The organism is Roseivirga sp. 4D4 (genome assembly GCF_001747095.1).
GTDB lineage: Bacteria > Bacteroidota > Bacteroidia > Cytophagales > Cyclobacteriaceae > Roseivirga.
Genome location: NZ_MDGP01000001.1, coordinates 2816345 through 2838044 on the forward strand (window position 1 = coordinate 2816345; position 21700 = coordinate 2838044).

The window sequence follows — 21700 nt, forward strand, 5'->3', positions numbered from 1 at the left end:
CTTCCTCTTTTAGTAGTAACTAGGTCGTTCTAAGGTGCTGTTCTCAAATCGGTTACAAAAAATACAGGTTTCTGGCACCAATTTTTCGGTAACCAGACAAGGAGCGCATTCAAAAGGAACGGATATAATCTGAAGGAATAAATCTCGATCCACCTGGCAAGGGTCCAGAAAAAAGAGTGGAATATCATTATTCGTTAAGAGTACCCGCGAAGTATCAACACTTGAAGCTTCGAAAAAACCAAAAACATCTTCTGATGGATCTGAACTGGTAATATTACCAGAAACTGCGGCTGGGGGAGTATCAAAAATCGACCCTTGACGCTCGGTCAGAGACTTTAGCTTACTCCAATACTCATGTGATTCTTTATTCAATGCAAATTGGATGATATTGAAGTAGTGGCTCACACCAAAACTCCTATCAATTTGTCGAACGGCCACCTCACGGTTATTCAGATTCACATTCCTAATTTCTGTGCCATCTACCAGAAATATGTCTTGAGCACTAAGTTCATTAATGATATAGCAGACCATGGGTGAGTATCTTGGAAACCAAGACCTGGGGAGGTCCATTGCTACGGCTGTATAAGCCTCTTCCATAGCCCAACGGATGTAAAATTCTTCTTGGAGTTCATCAAAACTAGTATTGGCAAATACTCTTACAACATCACTGCTTGTTGCCACTCCTCGGTTTGAAATACCCTCTTCAATGTCGAGCTCATAGCGCAATTCATCTCTACTGATTATAGGCATCATTTCCTGTAATTCGGAGGTATATACTTTACCATCGAAATCTACTTGAAGATGATAAATGCCTCCAGGCACTCCTTGAAGCCGATCTCCACAGAGTTCATAGTTACCGGGCGTTGTTTCTACCAGCTGCTCCTGTTCCCCATTCTCCCTAAAGATTGTGACTACTGCGCCACTGACGGTCTCTGGACTCTGGCCTTCAGGAAGCGTTCTGGTAATATTGACCAAGTTGCCCATGCCACCATCGGTAATTCTTCCAAAGATGACCAGTTGCTTACGATCATTGTCATTTTTAAGGTCTATTACCTCAGAACAGGCAAGGACAGCACATAACCCAAACAGAACAGCGATAACACTTTTGAGAACGCTATGATGACTGGGGTTTAACATCACACAAAATTAAAAATAACTGGGCCTGACTAAAGTACTGTTAGGCAGTAGCGAACAGAAGATACACTCTGCTTCCACAATCTCTCTGTCGATCAAGCAACTGATGCACTCAAATGGAACTCTAATAATCTGAAGAAATGTCTCCTGATCTACTTGACAAGGATCCAGAAAGAAGAGGGGAATATCATTATTTGTCATCAAAAGCCTGGCCGTATCGGCACTTGAAGCCTCAAAAAAGCCAAACACTTCTTCAGAAGGATCAGAGCTTACGAAGTTTCCAGGCACTGCAGCAGGAGGCGTATCAAATATTGAACCCTGCCTCACCGTGAGCGACTGTAGCTTACTCCAATATTCATGTGTCTCGCGATTCAAACCTAACTGAATAATGTTGAAGTAATGTCTATTAGTGAAGCTATTATCAACCGTTCTTACGGCCACTTCCCTATTATTTAGGTTAACATTTCTAATTTCTGTTCCATCCACCAAAAATATATCTTGAGCGCTCAGTTCATTGATGATATAGCACTGTTGCTGAGAATATCTAGGAAAGTTCCGATCCGGTAAGTCCATTGCCACTACCGTGTAAGCCTCTTCCATTAACCAACGGATATAGAATTCTTCAGGCAGACTGTTCAGTGTACTATTCGCAAAAATTCTTACCACATCTGTACTGGTTGCAGTGCCAGAGCCGGAGATGTTATCTTGGATGTCCAGCTCAAAACGCAATTCGTCTTCGGCCAGTATAGGCATCATTTCCTGTAATGAGGAAGTGTAGGTTTTCCCATCAACTTGCACCTCAAGCTGATACACTCCACCCACCTGACCTTGTACAATGTCTCTGCAAAGCTCATACTGACCGGGTTGTGTTTCAACGTAAGCTTCTTCCATTCCATCCTGATCAATCACCTTTACCAATGCACCACTGATCAGCTGAGGGGCTTGTTCCTCAGGCAGTGCTCGGGAAATATTGACCACATTACCCATCGTACCATTGGTGATCCGCCCAGCGATCACTAATTGACCACCACTCGTTTCATTGTTTAATTCTATTACCTCAGCACAGCGCGTGAATAGTAGTGACACGAGTACCATACCCAATAAGTACAGGAATTGTGTTTTGCGCATCTTCATTAAAATCTAAAATTATAGGTGATGTTAGGAAATGCAGCTCCTAATACTGTCAGTCTGTGAGGTCTAGGAATTAAGCCTAAATCCTCTGGTCTCTTGAAGAAAACCGAGAATGCATTCTTTCTTGAAAGGATATTGTAGATACCGATGGTCAGCGTACCAAGATAATTACGGCCTTCAAGTCTGTCTCTGTACTCCTTTTTGAGGATATCTCTTCCGAAGGTAAAGCTCAAGTCTATTCTGAAATAATCAGGAATACGAAACTCATTTCTCTCAGAGAAATGCGGCACCACGGTACTACCGATACGATAATTTGTCACAATGCCATTAATCGGTCGGCCAGTGCTATAGACTACATTCCAATTGAAAGAACTTGTACCTCTCAGCTGTACAGTAGATACCCAGGAGAAATTATGGGTCCTATCAAAGTTGGCAGGATACCAGTTACCATTGTTGATCACTTCATCCGGATTTCCCCCCTCAATCTGAACCTCGGTACGAGAAAGTGTATAAGAAAGCCATCCAGTCATTGGACCTTTGTTCTTCTTGATGTAGAGCTCCATACCATAAGCTCTTCCCTTGCCTGCGATAAGGTCTGTCTCAAGGTGGTTGTTCAGTAACAAGTCCACAAAGTCCTTATAGTCTAACAAATTGTCTATGTCGCGGATGTAGACTTCTAATGAAGTCTCCCACTTATTGTCACTAAAGTTTTTGAAATAGCCTATAGAAGCATTGTTAGAAATCAATGGCTTTAAATAGGTATTACTCAGCTGAAGAATATCAGTAGGTGTAGCCGCTGTACTGTTAGAAAGCGTATGTATGTACTGCCTTGTACGGTTCAAACTCAACTTCACCGAGGTTCGGTCATCTATCTTGTATCGAAGTCCGATGCGAGGCTCGAAACCTGAATATTTGGCAATCAGATCTCCATCGGCATAGGAGGTTGTGTCGATAATGTTTTCGACCAAGCGTTGAGCACCATCTGCGTATTGAAACACATCATACGGTCCTCTATTCTGAAAAATTGAATAGCGCAAACCGAGCGAAACTGCCAGGTCCTTGGTGATGTTAATGTCATCGTTTACGAAAAAGCCAAACTCATTACCCTGTTCCTTTTCCACTCTCTCTGCTAATATTCCTGAATCAGGGCCGATCGGTGTAGAAATTTCTGGCCTGCTATCATATCGGACAAAATCGCCACCAAAAGTGATGCTATGTTTATCATTTGGGGTATAAAAGAAGTTTTGCTGCGCCTGATAGTAATTCATACCATTGTCTATCTCGGCAGCATCTATGCCCGATGGGTCGAAGAGCTTACTCTTATAAACTCCAGACACTAGGCGTGTGGTAGAAATGAGATTATCTGTGATGCTCGAATTCCAGCTGAAATTGAGGATATCTGTGTCCCATTCGAATCCGAAGTCTTGGGCGAATCGGAAAAAATCTCCACTTCGATAATAACTTAGGTTCACCTTATTCTTGTTGCCAAATCGATGGCTCAACTTTAGGTTAACATCGTGAAAACGTGCGGCACTATTTTGTACATCAATATTTCTAGCCTGGCCCAAAACCCAATCAGAGTATGACGATCGTCCCGCAACCAAGAATCTTGTTTTGCCTCCATTCAATGGCCCATCAACAACCAATCGGCTAGCGACTAGCCCAAGACCTCCTCTTACTTTTACCTTTTCGCTGTTGCCTTCTTTCATCCTTACATCCAATACAGAAGAAATACGGCCACCAAATTGCGCAGGCATATTTCCTTTATAAAGGGTAAAAGCCTCAGTGGCATCAGGATTAAAAGTTGAGAAAAAGCCTAAAACGTGCGAGGCATTGAATAAGATCGCCCCGTCTTGCAAAATCAGGTTCTGATCTGTCCTACCTCCCCTTACGTTAAAACCACTGGCCCCTTCACCCACGGTAGAAACACCAGGCAAGGACTGGAGACTCTTCACAATATCTACCTCACCCATAAAGGCAGGAAGACTCTCAATTTCTTTGATATTCAATCGGTTTATACCTGCACCAATTCGCTGGATATTCTTGTCTTCTCCCTCGGCTTCAATCAATACCTGATCTAACGATACAACTTCATCCTCTAGGGAGATATCCAGTCTGCCATTTCCTATGACTCTGATGTCATAAACCTTGGTCACTTTACCCACATATTGCACTACTAATTCAAATTGCCCTGTACCCGTGGTGAATTCATAATTCCCTTTCTCATCACATACTGCTCCTATATTGGTTCCTCTTATCGCCACTGTGGCGCCAAAGAGTCCTTTTCCATCTTCTTTTCCTGTGACTTGTCCCTGGATTCTCACCCTGCCAGTGGAAGTTTTGGAGGGATCGCCTATAACGACACGTTCGTTATTCTGAGCATATACGCTTACAGACGCGAACAGTATGACCAGCATCAATACACTCCTCAGTGTTCCTTGAAATAATGAATCCATTAGGTGGTAATTAGGTTTAAAAGTGCAATGCAATAATATAAGTCTTTTTTGTACGAATTTAAGTCATGTCTTTTATGCAAACGATTTCTTATTCAGTGAGTGAAGGGTTTTAGAGGATGAACGAATATGTACCTAATAAGAAACGTTATAAGCTTATTGTTTCGTAATACAGGTTTTGGCCGGTCGTTTATTATTTTTGGCCTAATAAACAGTCTATCGATTGGTAAAGAAGATATATCTCTTATCGAGTTTGGTCGCTCTACTGACCTTTTGGAATATTGAAATTCCGAAACGTGCTTTTAGGTTCTATCAGCGGGGTGACTTGGTCAAGACCGTAGAAGCCCTTGACAGATCGATTGGAAAGGACACCCTTAACCCGGCTGCTTATTATCTCTATGCTAACCTATTCATAGATACAGCATTCAATCGGTACGATGTCGACACGGCATACCTCTACACCAACCAAGCTTTCGGACAATTGCAATTCATTACCGAACCGAAGGACATTGCAGCTTTGAAAGAGCTGTCTGTAGATTCAGTATCACTACAAAACTTGAAAGACAAAGTTGACAGCCTCAAGTTTATCGACATCAAGTCTATTCATACCATTGATGCTTATAACTGGTTTATGCAAAATCATCAGGATGCGGACCAGATCGAGGAAGCGATTAGGCTCAGAAATCACATCGCTTTTGAACAGGCTGCATCGATTAACACCTGGCAGCGCTACCAACAGTTTATGGACGAATATCCTGCTGCCGAAGATTTCGGTGAAGCAGAGCTTAGATACAAAAGATTGATCTATGAAGAGCGCACTGCAGATGGAAGCTATCAAAGTCTAACCTCCTTCTTAGAGGAATTTCCTAATACACCTTATCGTAAAAATGTAGTAGCTGGAATATTTCAATATACTACCGCGGAAAACACGCTCGAGTCGTTCCGAAGGTTCCTAGTCGATTATGCGAGTAATGATTTCAATAAAGTCATGGCCGATCGCGCTTATCACATCTACAATACCAAGTATCCTGACGGAGACTTCTTTGAAGATTTTGACTTTGGCTTGAATATGGACTCACTTCGAAAAGCCAAGGTACTTGAAGGTGAGTTCTGGATGCCAAAGCTAGAGAACGGGAAGATCAAGTATGTCAGCAAAGTGGGAAATGATCGGCTACAGACAAATTTTGAAACCTTGACGGAAGACTGTCTCTGTAACCCATCGTTCGGAGACGTGGTATTCGGTACTGTGAATGGGAAAAAGCAGGTTTTGGGAAGAAATGGAGCGCTCATTTACGAGGGCATCTTCGAACAGGTAATTGATGGCGGATACGGCATGTTAATCATTCGCAATGTGGAAGGCGATCGGCTGATCCATAAGTCTGGCCAGTCCATTATTGATGACCCGAAAGAAGAAATCAAAGTATTGAACAACAGTTTTATCCGCACCAAGCAAAATGGTCTTTTTGGACTCACAAGCATCAATGGTCTCAGGTATCTGCCCAATGAGTTTGTGCAAATAGATACCTTCAAAACAAAGCTTTGGTTGGAAAAAGAGAACGGTATTCAGCTGATCAAACCTGAAGCTCTCTTTCCCATTTTAACAGGCCTTGAGCCTCCCGCTTTTGAACCTCAATTTGATGAAATAGAAGAATTACCGAATGGTAGATTATGGGTGATACGGAACGACAAGGAGTCCATTCTGAATCAGAACTTTGAAACCATTATCCCTTTTGGTGAATATGAGATTTATGAACGCCCTTATGGTTGGAAGCTGGAAGTACGGCAAAAAGTACAATTGGTTCACGATCGGTATAATGACCTTATCGGTGGAAAACTGTACGATAAAATTTTGGAGAACGATCGTTGGTTGGGCCTTTTTCAGGATGGCACCTGGACTTTACTCGATCAAGTCGGCAATACACTTCCACAACGTAACTATGACTCGCTTGCCTTCTGGGGAGAAAACATGGTGATGAAGTTTCGCAATGATTCTGCGTGGGCGCAATTCAAAACGGGTAAGGAAATACTCATGAAGGAGGAATGGAACCCACAATTGTTAATTCCTCAACAGTACATTACCACGGGCGAAAAGGCTTTAAATGACTTCTTTATGCTGAGCAATGCTAAGAAGTACAGAAAAATCTACAACGACAGCGGACGAGAGATTCTAGCTTCGACCTATAATGATGTGACGGCCTTGAGCCCGAATATGATTAGACTTCAAAAGAGGAATGCTGCCCTGGCAGATAGCACCGGTCATTTTCTACTGAACTTTATATACGATGGTATCGGCTCAAACAAAGAGGGGTTCGTGAGCATTTTGGATAAGGGCAAAGTGGGTGTGATCAATCCTGAAAAAGACATTAACATTCCTCCTACCTTTGAAAAACTCATTGAACCCTATGCCGACACCGTGCTGATCGCTTCTGAAGGCAACTACAAAGGATTCATCAATGCAAGTGCAGAACCCCTTACCACCTTTGAGTTCGATGAAGTGGTGTATTACAATGACACACTTTCACTAACCCGAATAGAAGACGAGTGGTTGATGTATAACATTGCTGCGGATGAGGCTTTGTATGAAGGGATTTTGACCTACGAGTACATTAATGAGGATGATGCCGACAAAACACTCCTGATAAGCACTGAAGCGGGTGAGGGCATTTACAGCCTCTCTCAAGGTGAGCTTATTGAACCTACATATACCGAAATCAAAGTTTTAGGAGCTGCTGAAGAACCCATCTACTTTGCCATGAAGCTCGTTCCTGAGGCCGATATTTACATTGTTATCTACTTTGACAAAATGGGTAACAAAATTTTTACACAAAGCTTTCCTCAGGAAGCATATTTTAAGATAGCTTGCCCTTCAAAATGATAGTATCATGAAAAAATCCATCTTCATTCTATTCCTTTTTGTAAGCGTAACTGCCCTAAGGGCACAAACTGAACGTCCAAAACTGGTAGTGGGCATAATGGTTGACCAGATGAAACAAGAATATATCTGGCGCTTTGAAAATCACTTTGGAGAAGGTGGAATAAAGCGCTTAATGAATGATGGTTTTGCCGCCAAAAATGGACATTTCAACTATTCTTCAACAAGTACTGGTCCTGGTCATGCTTCTGTTTATACAGGCGCTACTCCCTCCGTTCATGGTATCGTTGACAATACTTGGTACAGTAGGTTATTGAATAGGAACGTCTATTGTGCAGAAGATACAGCCGTTGTGGCTGTCGGTGGATCTGCAAGAAGTGGTAAAATCTCTCCGATGAACTTGTACAGTTCAACGATCACAGATGAGCTTAAGATTTCGACCATGCAAAAAGGTAAGGTGATTGCAATGTCTATCAAAGACAGAGGTTCTGCGCTACCGGGAGGACACTACTCTGATGGCTCTTATTGGTATGATGCCAGCACGGGAGAGTTTATGACTTCTTCTTATTATATGGATGACCTTCCGGATTGGGTCAAGTCTTTTAACAATAGAAAATTGGCTGATAAGTACCTTGGTGGGACTTGGAATACGCTTAAACCGATCAATGAATACAATGAAAGTGGTATTGATAACTCTCCATATGAAGGTGGCTTCAGAGGCAAGGACACGCCAACTTTTCCATATGACCTTTCCAAACTTAGGACTACTAATGGTGGCTTAGGACTGATAAGAAGCACTCCTTTTGGCAATACACTTCTGAATGATTTAGCACTAGCGGCAATTGACGCTGAAGGCCTTGGTGCCGATGCTACCACTGACTTTTTAGCGGTAAGTTTTTCTAGCCCCGATTACATTGGACACAATTTTGGACCTCAGTCCAAGGAGGTCCAAGACACCTACATTCGATTAGACAAGGAAATTGAAAGACTACTCGATGCACTAGACAACAAAGTAGGTAAAGGAAATTATGTGGTCTTCTTAACTGCCGATCATGCAGTGGCTGAGAACTCGCTTCGTATGAAGAATGATAAGTTTAGAGTAGACAATTTCAATAGAGGGGCTTACGCGGAGTCACTCAAGTCAGCAGTCAATGAAAAGTATGGTGAAGCTGAATGGTTTGAAGGACCAATAGGCTATGATACTTTTTTAGATCACGATGTGGTGGCCGAAAAAGGAGTAGAGCTCTATGAAATACAGCTTTTTGTTGCACAGCAAGCCATGAAGTTTGAAGGTGTGCATTTGGCACTGACCGCCACTGACATGGCCAGAAACAGCTACAGTGAACAACTGAGATCTCTGATGCAAAACTCCTATCATGCCAAAGAGTCGGGCGACATTAAGATGATTCTTAATCCTGCATGGCAAGCTGGCAGAGCAAAGGGAACAGGTCATGGCAACGCTTGGAATTACGATACGCACGTCCCCATTATCTTTTATGGTTGGGGAGTTCAATCGGGTACTTCGGTAAGGAAGATGCATATCACGGACATTGCTCCTACGGTGAGTATGTTACTACAGATCAGGCTTCCGAATGGTGCCACCGGGCAACCGATCTTTGAGGCGATAAAGTAATTAGATCAAGCGCGTCTGTCTTCTATCGTCATTTCGATCCCGAGACTTCGGGAGAAGGAATCCCCTTATTTTGAATACAAATTATCTCTGTCTGATCGCTCTAAGCGATCGGACGGCTCACTAACCGCCCTCTTTTCTATACTGAGCTTGCCGAAGTATCTTCATCAACATACGCACCTGGTTCGCAATGTAGTGCGGACCCATTTTAACAGTTAGAACACTACTGACTTTCTGGGTGGTTAAAATTTATCTACCGATGAATAGGGGCGAAATGACGTGATAATACTGAATAATAATACTCCCTCGAATAGAAATTATCTTCGTCTGACCGCTCGAAGCGGTCGGACGGATCAATTTGATGGCCATTCTTCCACTAGACCCTGAAACACGTTCAGGGTGACGCGAGTGGCTAGGGGTGCTTCTTTTCAGACTTCAACGCCTTTATCTCAGCCGATTGCTTTTTGACAGTCTTTTCCAGTTCAATCATATACAAAGTCAACTCCTCAACCTTCTCCAATAATTTTAACTGCATATCTCCTACATCCTGACCGTTGGTCTCGACTTCCTTGGCACTGGGAATGTTGGGTAGGTGTGAGTTCTTTTTGATAAAAAGCTCCACTTCCGACAGGCTTCTTAACTCATAAGAGGGATTGAATACATAATCGGGAACGGAACCTGGCGTAGCGGTAACTTTTACTTTTTTGGATTCGATATCATCCTCCACTATCACCTTTTGAGTAAAACGACTAGTTCCATTGACATCCAGCTTAAAAGCAGGATCATTCGTGCCAATTCCAACCTGATTGTTATTGTCAACCAAAATGGACGCTCCCACCAAATTACCATCCCCAGAGACCAGTGCATTTGACAAATTATTCCCAATAAAGGCATCATCAATTAGATATGTGGCAATCGTGGCATATTCAGCCTGATGATCTTCAGATTGCATTACTTCATAAGCTATGTGATTAGGTTCAAGATTAGAGGTTGTCGAAGTTCCTGAACCTCTAAAAATTGCCGCGTAGGGCCGTCTGGAACCGGCATCCAATCCACCTCCAAGCTTAAAAAGACCCAATCTTCTCGCTGCATTTTTCAAATTCTCAGTGACATTGTTTTCCCAAGCATCATAAGAAGCGATCATTCCTATTTGACCCCTGGTTAACTTGTTAAGGGCTTCGGCCAGATTGTTAGCGTCAGTCGAACTACCGTATGTATCGTATTTAACAGTTGAAATATGGGCGTGTGTTGAAGCATTTAGAACTGTTAGCGTTAGACCTCTACCACCAACGGCATAATTTGTCCCTCCTACCTTTACTACACGTGATTGGCTGTAATTATAACCTGTGCCTCTAACGTATACGGAAGAGGTGACCTGTGCCATAGATTCAAAAACCGAGAATAGAAGGATTACTGAAAGAAATACTGATCTAATCATGTGTTATTTATTTAGTTTAAAGAGAGGTTCCTGCATATCCAGGAGCCAATTGATTCCTACTTATCCTTTTTCAAGTCAAAGCCTAATCGCATGACCCAGGCCTGATCATTCGGGCTTTGGGTAGCATCGAAGAAGAGGTCGTAGAATAGGCCGAAGTTCATTTGAATCTTCTTGGCGATCGTGAACTTCTTGCCAATGCCCAACAAAGCGGTTTTCACCCATTGTTCTCCCAACTGATTATCATTGAGATCTTCCGTCCGCAGCTTGGTGACTTCGTAGTTGGCTTGTAGGTAAAAGGATTTGTAAAGAGTATGTCGATAAAAGGCTCGGAAGCCAGTGGCTTGGTCCCGGGTTCTAACCACTTTGGCTTTCTCCAGAAAAACCCTGGTACCGCCTGATACCCCAATGGCTGATTTGAGTCCCAAAGGATAGGTCAAACTCAAAGACAAATCGGCAGAGACGGGTTCTTGGCGATTGACTTGAAGATTGCCTCCAAGAATGATCCTCTGCAAAAAGGGTTTGTCTTTATGTGGGTTGTATCGTTTAGGTGCATCTTCCAGACTTTCAAGGCTTGGAAACTTTTGTTTGGCCTCGGTGATCTTCGTCTGGGCCTGGTCAAATTTCTCTTGCAAGGTGGTCTCGCCAATCTTCTTGAACTCTTCGGCTTTGGCTTCTAGTTTTTCTTTGACAAAGTCATTGGTTTGGAATTGACCCATATCATCGCGATAGCCTTCTGGTAAGGGTTTGTAGGCTTTCATCTTTTCGGCCTGTTCTTTCAGTAATTGGGCCTGGGGCAGGTTGGTCACTTCTTCTAAAAGTTTGTCTTCCCACCCATCGAACTGAGATTTATATTCTTCAAAAGAACCCTTCAGGTCAACCACCTGCTTGTTCAGTTTCTTGATTTCAGAAACATCCAGCATCTCTACCAATTGATCTTTGTCCTTTAAAAGTCCCTGCATTTGCTTGAGTTCCTCAAGTTTTTCCACACTTTCTCGGATCTTATCGGCCACGGGAAGTTTCTCCGGGGTTTCTTTCAGGTCAGCCAGCAGGTCTTGCTTAAGGGTTTGAAGGTAATTGGTTACGCTGTCTTTTGCTTCTCCTTGAATGGCTTCCTTTTTAGCGGCCATTGCGCTGACCAGCGAATCTACCTTGTCTACCGGCAAATCGGGGTAGAGTTCACTGACACTTTTCCGCAAGCGCTTTGAGAGTTTGTCTATTTCTTTCTGAACCTTTTTATTGGCCTTTTCCAGTGATTGTGTGCTGATTTCCAGCGATTCGTCCTGTAATGACTCTTGTGCAAAGGCGGGTGAAGTAAGTAAGCAGCAAATGAAAAAAATCAGGAGGTTTCGCATTAATTAAATATGGCAGAAAAAGACAGATTTATCAAAGATTATTTACAAAAATATATGAATGGTAAAACCATAACGTATCGTCATTCTGGGGTTAGGCCTGAACCTCCTAATCACTAACGTCATTCCGATCCCGATTCATCGGGAGAAGGAATCTGCCCATTGCCTGACGTGATAATTAGATTTCACCCTGTACCTCTCGACAGGTAGACCCTAACTGGTTCGCACTTGCAGTGCGGACCTATTTTAGGATATACAATTATTACACTTCAAGTGTAACATAAGACCAGTACTCACCACAGGCCTGCCTGTCGGCAGACAGGTGAGCACTAGGCTGTATGTGAGGACCAGGGGGCGTATCGTCATTCCGGATTCAGTCCGGAATCTCCTCATTGCTTTATGGGTTAACTAGATTTCTCCCTTTGTCTGCCGGCAGGCAGGAACTACATCCAGTGCTGTTGTATCCTTCCCTGTCTGTTAGCAAGGAAGAACAATAAGATAAAACAGATCCGTCTGACCGCTTGAAGCGGTCGGACGGCTTTCTCATTTTTAATGCAAAGTCTGACTTGCTGGGTGGTTAAGATTTCTCTCTACGCCTGCCAAAGACAGGAACTACATCCAGTGCTGTTGTATCTACACTCTGCCGACAGGCAGGAGCTGTGTCCATTAGTCGAACTGGTTCGCACTTATAGTGCGGACCTATTTTAGGATATACAATTATTACACTTCAAGTGTAACATAAGACCAGTACTCACTGCAAGCGAGCACTAGGCAGTATGTGAGGACCAGGGGGAACTACACTTAGATTCGATTCTGAATTTAAATTATCATACCTGATAATTGATCCTGCCTGTCGGCAGACAGGCGCACTTAGAATGAAAAAGGGCTTTTAAATACGTTATAATAACTCTTCTCAACAGCTTTGGCACCTATGTACCTACCAAAAACAAAAGAAGCTGATCCTAAATCAGCCTCTATTATCTCTATTCTAATCTTTTTAGCAAAACCAGATAATTGATCGTACTACCGCTTATTTATTATTTGGCTAATGGTTTGTCTAAGCTGGTGAGATGATTAATTGGGCTACTCAACTTGACTTTCAATGGAGTCACAATTCTGCTTTATTCTTTCATATTTATCCAAAAAAGCAGAGTCGTACTCAACTAAATATCTCGCATCCTTCATAGCAAGGTCACAGTCTTTAAATTGCATAAAACAATAGGCACGCCACTCTCTCGCATTAATATGATCTTTGTCATACTCATTTAAAACTCTTGAAAAAGTGAGTTGTGCCCTATTAAAATCACCCTGACCATACAGGATTTTTCCCATATTAAATAAGTACTCCTGAACATGATGAGATGCAGTATCAGCTAGATTTTTAAGAAAGTCAATTGCAACTGACTCTTGATCAATCAATAAAAGTGAGTCTATTTTCCGAACATTAACATAGTACTCAGCCAGTTGTTCTCCTGACTTACTTTGAATTGGTTGTTCTCTCAGCTTCTCAAATTCCTCTAAGATGTTAATAGGTCTTGTTTGCCTAAAATAAATGAAAGCCATTATCAGACCACAAGCCCCACCGACTAAAATGATTTTGAACACCTTCTTATCCAAGTTCATCAGTTATCATTTTTATCATCATCTTTCACAGAATTCCATACTTTCTCACCATTCTTACGCACTATTTCATCACCACCATCGTCTCCTCTTAATACATAATTAGCGATTTTATATAAATAATACTCAACTATGATAGCCCTTGCATTATCAGGTAAATTATTAACATCCTTACCAAAATCTATCTTTCCTGCTTCAAACGCACTTTGCACATCTGAAATAGCCCTGAGAGCAAAGTCAGTATCTCCTCTTATACCAGCCAGATCAGTGGCATAGTTATTCCTCTCAACTTCTGAGTAAGCCATCGCAGCAGCTTGCAAAAGGCCAAGACCTCTAAAAACATTACGACCACCTCTGGAAGCCCCGGGGTTTAAACTTATTCCTCTTGGCTTATATCTTTGATCAGGAACACCTTGTTTGTTCTTTTCAACACCAATCCTTAAAGTAAAATTATTCTCAACTGGCTTCATAGCACCCTCCATGTTGAGATTTACTTCTGGCCTCCTACTCGTGCCTGATGGAACTGGAGTAATAGCACTTTCAAAGCTTCTGACTCTATTATCTGCACCTATGGAATTACTTCCCCAATTTCTGCTATCTTGATTTACCGAAGCAATAATTCTTTGAGTAGTATTTGTCAGGTTACTATAATCAATACTCACTGCTTGATTAGTAATAAAAACATGTGCGCTTTTTGAACTTAGGTACTCCAAACCTTCTAGGTCTAGACCATCAACTACTCGGTTTTCTGCAAATGCATATGGAGAATTATAGACATAGCTCTCTGCCAATGGATCAACGGAAATGAACCTTCCTAAACTTGGGTCACTCCTTCGATACTTGAATTCATACCAACCTAAATCAAAACTAGTCTCCTTTTCCTGTCCTTGGAAAGTATTAAAAGTATTCGGCTTACTTAAAGGCGCAGTACTAGAGAGTGCATTAATATTCATCCCAAAAGGATAGTAATGATCTTCTTGCATGATTTTACCCTTGGTATGGGTGATCCTTAGGTCATCGAAAAACACGTCAAAACTTGTATTGCTCTCGTTAGAGACATACACATAAAGATAGCCTTTTTCACTGATGGTTTTGCTGCTGTTTACAGCCACATGTGTGTTACTTGTACCACTTACCTGCGTAAAACCGGCATCTAAGTAGTTAAAGTCCTGATCAAAGAGGATGTAATTCAAGTAAGCCCTTGGGCTGGCTGAACTACCGTCACCTCCTACAAAGATGGCTGCACTATTGGTATTCACGGCACTTTGGATTACGGTACCATCCACCGTGGTTGGTGCGGCACCTGAGACCATAGAAATAATGCTTGCCAATACATTGGTGTTTGAAATGGCACCATTGTCTGAGTAGGTACCGGTATGGTAAGCAAAAGCTTCCATGGCTACACTATCGCCTGGCATAACCTGCATTAATTTGCCTGGCCCTACCTGTCTATTGGTATCATTACCTCTAAGACGTACCACCTGATCTTCATTGGTAGTATTGTCTTGGGTATAGTTGGCCGTTGCATTGGTTTCGCGCAGCGTCACATTTAAGAAAGTACTTTCCTCAAATACAGAATGTGCAGTTTCCATGGTAGCCAGATAAACGACCTCCTCATGCTCTGTGGTAAAGGTGACACGACTATTACCCAAATGGTCTTTGAGGTAATAATCATAGATATAACCTCCACCATCTTTAGGTCTTAGTCTACCTTCGGCATGTGCGATCTGCTGCAATTCATCATCTTCATAGATAAAGCCACCACTGTAGTCGGTCACCTTTATGGTGCCATTGTCATTGGTGCTCTTCGCCAACTTAATACCTGCTGCATCATAGGTATAGGTGATGCTACGACCTCCCGTAAAGGTTACTGTCTCCGGTAGGTTCAAATGATTATAGCTGATATCGGTGATGTCCTTATTGGCATCACTGATCATATTGCCATTGTCATCATAGGCATAGTCATTACCGGAGGTATTACCATCTTTGAAACCATCTGTTGAATTACCACTATCCGTAACGGCTTGCAACTGGTTGCCCACATAGCTATAGCTCAAGTGATCCATCGCTAGTGTCGTATTGGTAGCATATCTCCTGAGGCTCTCGATATTACCATTCAGGTCATAGGTCAAATTATTGACATCGAAAGTTGTTTTATCAGACCAGCTGCTTTCCTTTTCATGATAATCTGCACCGGTCAATCGGTTTAGGTTATCATAACTGTAGGCATAGCCACTTTGCAACTGTCCTCCACTGGCGATATTGCTCCACTTTGCTGCACTGATATTGCCATTAAACATTGCCGTGCTAGTAATACCCGATAGGGTATTGTTATAAGCGAGTTCCATCCCGAAATAATCGTTCTCATTGTCGGAAAGGTCCGCATCATTGATACGTTCTAACCAGCCTCTGATATTGTATCGGTAGTCTACGGATTGCTCGAAGTTCAAGCCCCCATCAGTTGAGTGAAGCTTTTTGTCGATCAATTCACCCAAGGCGTTGTACTCATTTTTCACCATGGTAATGGCTGGATCGCTGTCCACTTTATGTGTGGCTTCCAACAATCTACTGGCATGGTCATAAGTGAAGGTTTCAGCGATTACTACATCGGCCGAAACGGTACCATCATCATGGGTAGTCTTCGTTTCCAACACGCGACCCACAAAGTCATACTTGCTTGTGCTGCGATCGGTACCTCCTAAGTGACTATCGGCAACGGTTTGTAATACACGATAGCGATCGTCATAGTAAACCTCACTTTTCAACCAGGTATTCGTACCATCCAATACTTTCGTTTTGCTACCCACTACCTGTCCTTTGACAGCGGTATTGTTTGTTCCGTTACCCAATTCTGGTGTATAGCTAAAGGTGAAGTCTGACGGCAGGTCATTATAGTCGTCATAATAAGTAGCCGTGAGATAATCATTGACATTGGTTGTACTTGGGAAAGCATTGTTGGTATACCCGAGTACACTTGATCCTATCTCTTCGTATAGGTTGCTATAACCATCAACCACTGCTTGCATGGCCGCTTGGCTAGAAGCAGGATTGATATAAAAACCTGTTAATACCGGTCGGCTGAATACATCATACTTAGTAAAGGTCCATTGGTTATTGAGTCTTTGCTCTGCGTCTTGCGTAGCCACTAGTCTGTCTAACTTGTCATAGACCATATAGACCCAGCCACTGCCCGGCACACGTTTCTCGCTCATGCGGTTACGATCGTCATACTTGTACTGGAACGCCCATTGGCTAAGGAAATCTCCACCCATAGTGAATGGAACAATCTCGGCTCCAGGATCAAGCGTAACTCCGGGATCTACTGTCACCGATGCGCCATCGGCATACATATATGAGCCTCCAGTATAGTTGGAAGTGGTGACGGTATAGTCCGTTCCAACCAAGGAATATCCTGAAGGAACAAGGTTAAGGCTATTAGCAGCTATATCCTTATTCGCTTCTGGAGGCAGTACCACGCGCAAGTTGCCATATTCATCATAGACATATTGGGTTTCTGCATATGGATTGTTGGTATCTCCGGTAGACACTCTTTTGACTATTACTTGACCCTTTTTGTCTGTATACTCTACTGTCTCGTTACCCTCTTCGTCTTGTGCCACCGAAATGGACAACTCGCCAGCATCGTAATAACCACTAGGATTAATAGATGCCGGGCTATTGGCGACCATTTCGTAGAACCTTACGTCATTGGCTGGGTTGATCTCGTAAGCCATGCGCACTACCTTATCTGTACTGGACCCTTCAACGGGTTGCCATGCAGCACCAGGCGCACCTTGTTTTAGGGTCCGGCCCAATGGAGAGTTCTCGAGAATGGACTCTGCATATGGAGCTACATCCTGGGCTACACTCGATGTCCCCTGATAGAACTGATACTGCGGACTGACTGTATAACCAGAAATCGATGTACCGGTAGGGTTATGTTGGAATAAGCCTGCATTATCGGTCACCACAAATGGAAGATAGCTTTTGGTTTGTCTTCCGTATTTGTCGTAAGTCATGGACTGAACGATGTTGGACTTATCCGGTGCGGCTTCATAGCCGACCACTTGTACGCCTCTACCGAGACCATCTGCATACTGAATGCTAATGCTTCGGTTGTTGCTGGTCAATGTGTCTATCTCGCTTTGGCTATCAACCCCCGCAATAAGCACCGAAGTAGACATTACATAGTTTTCGTCTCCCGGATCGAATCCATTTGGAGCCGTTACTGTAATCGGAGCTGTGGTATAACTTCCACTGACACCCGATTTGGTAATGGTCAGGGTATAGCTTCCTGTTGAGGTAGCTGTATACGTGCTTCCCGAACCTACTGTAGTAGAGCCTTTCTTCCAGGTGTAGGTGGTATAAGTATCATCTGCCGATAGTAAGAGTTCGTCTCCAACATCGATAATGGTGCTTCCTACAACCTGTATATCTGCTTCTGCAGTAGTCACCGTATGTGTATCAGTGGTGCTATTACAGTTGCCTGATGCGGTCACAGATATGGTGGCATCTCCGATAAAGTCAGCATCCCAGGTGACGATACCCGAACTATTGATGGTTCCTGCGCTGACCGGAATGATGGACCATGTATAGGTACTCGCATTGCTTGCCGAGGCATTAAAGTCTGTAGTATTGCTACCCGGCCAGCGTGCGCTGAGACCTCCCGTAATGGTGACATCACCCACAATTGGATGAACAACTACTGAAATATTATCTGTTGTGGTATTACAGTTACCAGCACCTGAGGCTACAACCGTAATCGTAGCGGTGCCATGGAAGCTTGAGTCCCAAACCAGATCGCCATTGGCTGTATCGATAGTACCTGCGCTGGATGGCGATACTGACCAGGTATAATTACTTGCATTGACAGCAGTAGCATCAAAATTGGTAAAGCCTTCTCCTTGGCATCGATCGGCATTGTCTCCTGTAATGGTCACTGCCTCAATAGTCGGATTCACCGTAATGGTTGTACTGGCATTGGTAGTATTACAATTCCCCGGACCAGATGCGACTACCGAGATATTGGCCGTTCCCTGGAAGTTAGCATCCCAGTTGATTAGTCCTGTACTAGAATTGATAGTGGTACTACTGGATGGTGTGGTTGAAATCGTCCAACTATAATTGGTGGCGTTAGCAGCAGTAGCTCCAAGGTCTGTGGTACCTCCGCCTTCACACCTGTCAGCAGTATTTCCAGTAATAGAAACCGCTCCGATAGTCGGATTCACTGTCACCGTTACATTATCTGTAGTTGTATTACAGCTGCCTGTTCCTGAAGCTATCACAGTGATGGTTGCCTGGCCGTGGAATCCTGGGTTCCAAGTTACTGTTCCCGAAGAGTTGATACTTCCTGCTGCTGGCGTAATTGACCAGCTATAACTGGTGGCATTGGCTGCTGTTGCATTATAGTCAACTGGACTATCTCCCTGACACTTGTCTGAAGTGTTGCCTGAGATAGATACCGCACCCACTAGTTGATTCACAGTTACTTTCACAATATTGCTGGAAAGTGATGTTCCACAAGTAGTTGCTATTCTTTTATACCAAGTATCCGCACTAAGCACACCTGGGGTATAGGTTAATCCTGTGCCTACATTAGTCCAGCTGTTATTACCATTAGGAGATGATTGCCATTGGTAGGTAATGGTATTACCACCAGTCGCACTGGCTGTATTGGTCAGGGTTGCTGGCAGCTGATCGGCACATACGGTTTGGGCTCCTCCGATGGTTCCCGCTACCAGTGGATCTAATACTGTGACTTTGACTGAAGAGGTATACTTTGTTTGTCCACAAGAGACCACCTCTCTCCTATACCATCTATCGGCCGTCATACCTCCTGGCGGATTATAAGTACTGCTGTTAGCACCACTAATGTCTGTCCAGCTACTATTATTGGTTGAGATTTGCCATTGATAGGAGTAACCTCCCTGACCATTAGAAGGTGGAGTAGCATTACCCAAAGTTGAAGGATCTCCATTATAACACACCGTTTGTGCATTATTGATGGCACCTGCATTCAGTTGTGGAAGCACCGTGACTTTCACCGAGGAAGTGTACTTTGTTTGCCCACAAGAAATTACCCTTCTGCGGTACCATCTATCGGCTGTTAAACCTGATGGTGGGTTATAAGTACTGCTAGTGGCACCACTGATATTGCTCCAGCTACTGTTATTCGTTGAAATTTGCCACTGATAGGAGTAGCCACTCAGTCCATTGGTCGGAGGAGTGGCTTCACCCAAAGTTGATGGGTCCCCATTATAGCAAACCGTTTGAGCATTGTTGATGGCTCCGGCATTTAACTGTGGAAGCACCGTAATCTTAATATTAGCTGTGTAAGCTGTCTGTCCACAAGATTGTACTCTTCTTCGGTACCATCTGCTAGCTGTTAAACCTGAAGGCGGGTTGTAAGTGCTGCTCGTTGCACCGCTGATGTTAGTCCAACCACTAGAGCCATTGGTAGAATATTGCCACTGGTATGAATAGCCCTCAGTACTGTTAGAAGGAGAGGTGGCGTTCCCTAAAATACCTGGGTCGCCATTATAGCAGATCGTTTCTGCTCCATTAATGGCACCTGCATTTAGTGGTGCCAAAACAGTTACTTTCACTGCTGATGTCTGCTTGGTTTGTCCACAAGACTGTACCTGTCTGCGATACCATCTATCCGATGTTAAACCTGATGGTGGGTTATAAGTACTGCTCACAGCACCACCAATATTAGTCCAACCGCTAGAACCGTTGTTGGAATACTGCCATTGATATATATAGCCTCCCTGGCCGTTGGTCGGAGGAGTAGCGTTACCCAATGTCGAAGGGTCACCATTGTAACAAACTGTTTGAGCATTATTGATAGCTCCGGCTGTTAAAGCTGGGAGTACAGTCACCTTGATACTTGATGTATACTTCGTTTGACCACATGAAATTACCCTTCTGCGGTACCATCTATTACTTGTCAAACCTGAGGGTGGGTTATAGCTTGTACCTGTGGCACCGCTAATATTAGTCCAGTTATTCGAACCATTGGTCGAGTATTGCCATTGGTAAGAATAACCATTCAAGCCATTACTTGCACCGGCTGTAGTAGTTAACGTTCCAGGGTCACCATTATAGCATATGGTTTGTGCGCCAGTAATAGACCCAGCCGTTAAGGCAGGTAAAACGGTAACCTTTACACTAGAAGTATACTTAGTTGTTCCATTGGCAGAAACTCTTCTTCGGTACCATCTACTGCTAGTCAACCCAGCTGGTGGGTTATAAGTGCTACTTGTGGCTCCACTTATATTACTCCAACTGCTATTATTTGTTGAAATCTGCCACTGATAAGCCAAAGTACCATAGCATCCACTGGCGTTGGAGCTACTCCCCAAAGCATTGGGATCTCCATTATAGCATATAGTATGTGCACCGGAAATCGCTCCTGCGGCCAAGTCTGAATAAACCGTTACTGGAACACCAGCAGATGCACTACTCCAGAGTTGGGTGTTTGAATCATATGCTCTTAAGTAATAAGTATAAGAACCCGTTGCAGTTATGGTAAATCCACTACCACTGGCTGTACTGGTTCCACCAGTACTCGATTGCCAATACCACGACACTCCAGATGGTAAAGAAGGAGGAGTAAATGTCAAAACAGAACTTCCGCAGTTAGTTGTGACTACCGCCAGATTAGCATTTGGAGTAGTTGGTGGTACAGCATTAACTGTCACTGATTTGAAAACGATGTAATCGTTAGATGGATCGTTGGAGAAAGTAACGAAAGCCCTAATGGTACCTGTACCTGTGGATGTCCAGTTACCCGTAGCCTGTGTATTGCTGGCATTTGTTACATTACCAATACCACCTGTTATGCTCCAAGAAGCACTTGTGATACTTCCAGAACCTGGATCAGGCGTAATGGTATAGGTTCCTGAGGTATTAACAAATACACTCCCACTACCAGACATGGTTCCTCCACCACCTCCACCGCCAGGCCCTTGACCAAAGACGCTGAATGAGGATAAGACCAGTATTGTCAAGAAAGCAAGCACTTTCGTTCTAATATCTTTTTCCATAGTAATTCTTCTAAATGCTATCATC

The 21700-nt window shown here is 43.3% G+C and carries 9 protein-coding genes; 2 read left to right on the forward strand and 7 right to left on the reverse strand.

Features of this window, described 5'->3' with window-relative positions; all coding sequences use genetic code 11:
- Positions 1–9: 9 nt before the first annotated feature.
- Genes BFP97_RS12465 through BFP97_RS12475 form a run of 3 tightly spaced genes read right to left on the reverse strand, consistent with a single transcriptional unit; the run spans position 10 to position 4721 of the window.
- Positions 10–1137: a DUF4249 domain-containing protein gene (locus tag BFP97_RS12465; protein WP_069842734.1), complete on the reverse strand. Its 1128-nt coding sequence runs from the start codon at positions 1135–1137 to the stop codon at positions 10–12.
- Between the two features lie 9 nt (positions 1138–1146).
- Positions 1147–2262, reverse strand: coding sequence for a DUF4249 family protein (locus BFP97_RS12470; RefSeq protein ID WP_170827458.1), 1116 nt, complete (start codon positions 2260–2262; stop codon positions 1147–1149).
- Positions 2263–2267: 5 nt separating this feature from the next.
- Positions 2268–4721, reverse strand: coding sequence for a TonB-dependent receptor (locus BFP97_RS12475; protein ID WP_069842736.1), 2454 nt, complete (start codon positions 4719–4721; stop codon positions 2268–2270).
- Positions 4722–4941: 220 nt separating this feature from the next.
- On the opposite strand from BFP97_RS12475, the gene BFP97_RS12480 reads away from it, so the two are divergent.
- Together BFP97_RS12480 and pafA are read left to right on the forward strand one after the other, a co-directional pair.
- A complete protein-coding gene (locus BFP97_RS12480) occupies positions 4942–7593 on the forward strand; it encodes a WG repeat-containing protein (protein ID WP_139135290.1) in 2652 nt (883 codons plus the stop codon).
- A gap of 7 nt (positions 7594–7600) precedes the next feature.
- Positions 7601–9223 carry an alkaline phosphatase PafA gene (pafA, locus tag BFP97_RS12485; protein WP_069842738.1) on the forward strand — a complete coding sequence of 541 codons (1623 nt, stop codon included), beginning with the start codon at positions 7601–7603 and terminating at the stop codon, positions 9221–9223.
- Positions 9224–9632: 409 nt separating this feature from the next.
- On the opposite strand, the gene BFP97_RS12490 is transcribed toward pafA, so the two are convergent.
- From BFP97_RS12490 to BFP97_RS12505, 4 genes are all read right to left on the reverse strand, one after another.
- A complete protein-coding gene (locus BFP97_RS12490) occupies positions 9633–10658 on the reverse strand; it encodes an interleukin-like EMT inducer domain-containing protein (RefSeq protein ID WP_069842739.1) in 1026 nt (341 codons plus the stop codon).
- 56 nt (positions 10659–10714) lie between these two features.
- A complete protein-coding gene (locus tag BFP97_RS12495) occupies positions 10715–12010 on the reverse strand; it encodes a hypothetical protein (protein ID WP_069842740.1) in 1296 nt (431 codons plus the stop codon).
- Positions 12011–13090: 1080 nt separating this feature from the next.
- Complete coding sequence (locus tag BFP97_RS12500; protein ID WP_170827459.1) at positions 13091–13612, reverse strand: tetratricopeptide repeat protein; 522 nt, start codon at positions 13610–13612, stop codon at positions 13091–13093.
- A 17-nt stretch (positions 13613–13629) separates the two neighbouring features.
- Positions 13630–21699, reverse strand: a complete 8070-nt coding sequence (locus BFP97_RS12505; protein ID WP_083262544.1) for a DUF6443 domain-containing protein — start codon at positions 21697–21699, stop codon at positions 13630–13632.
- Position 21700: the final 1 nt, after the last annotated feature.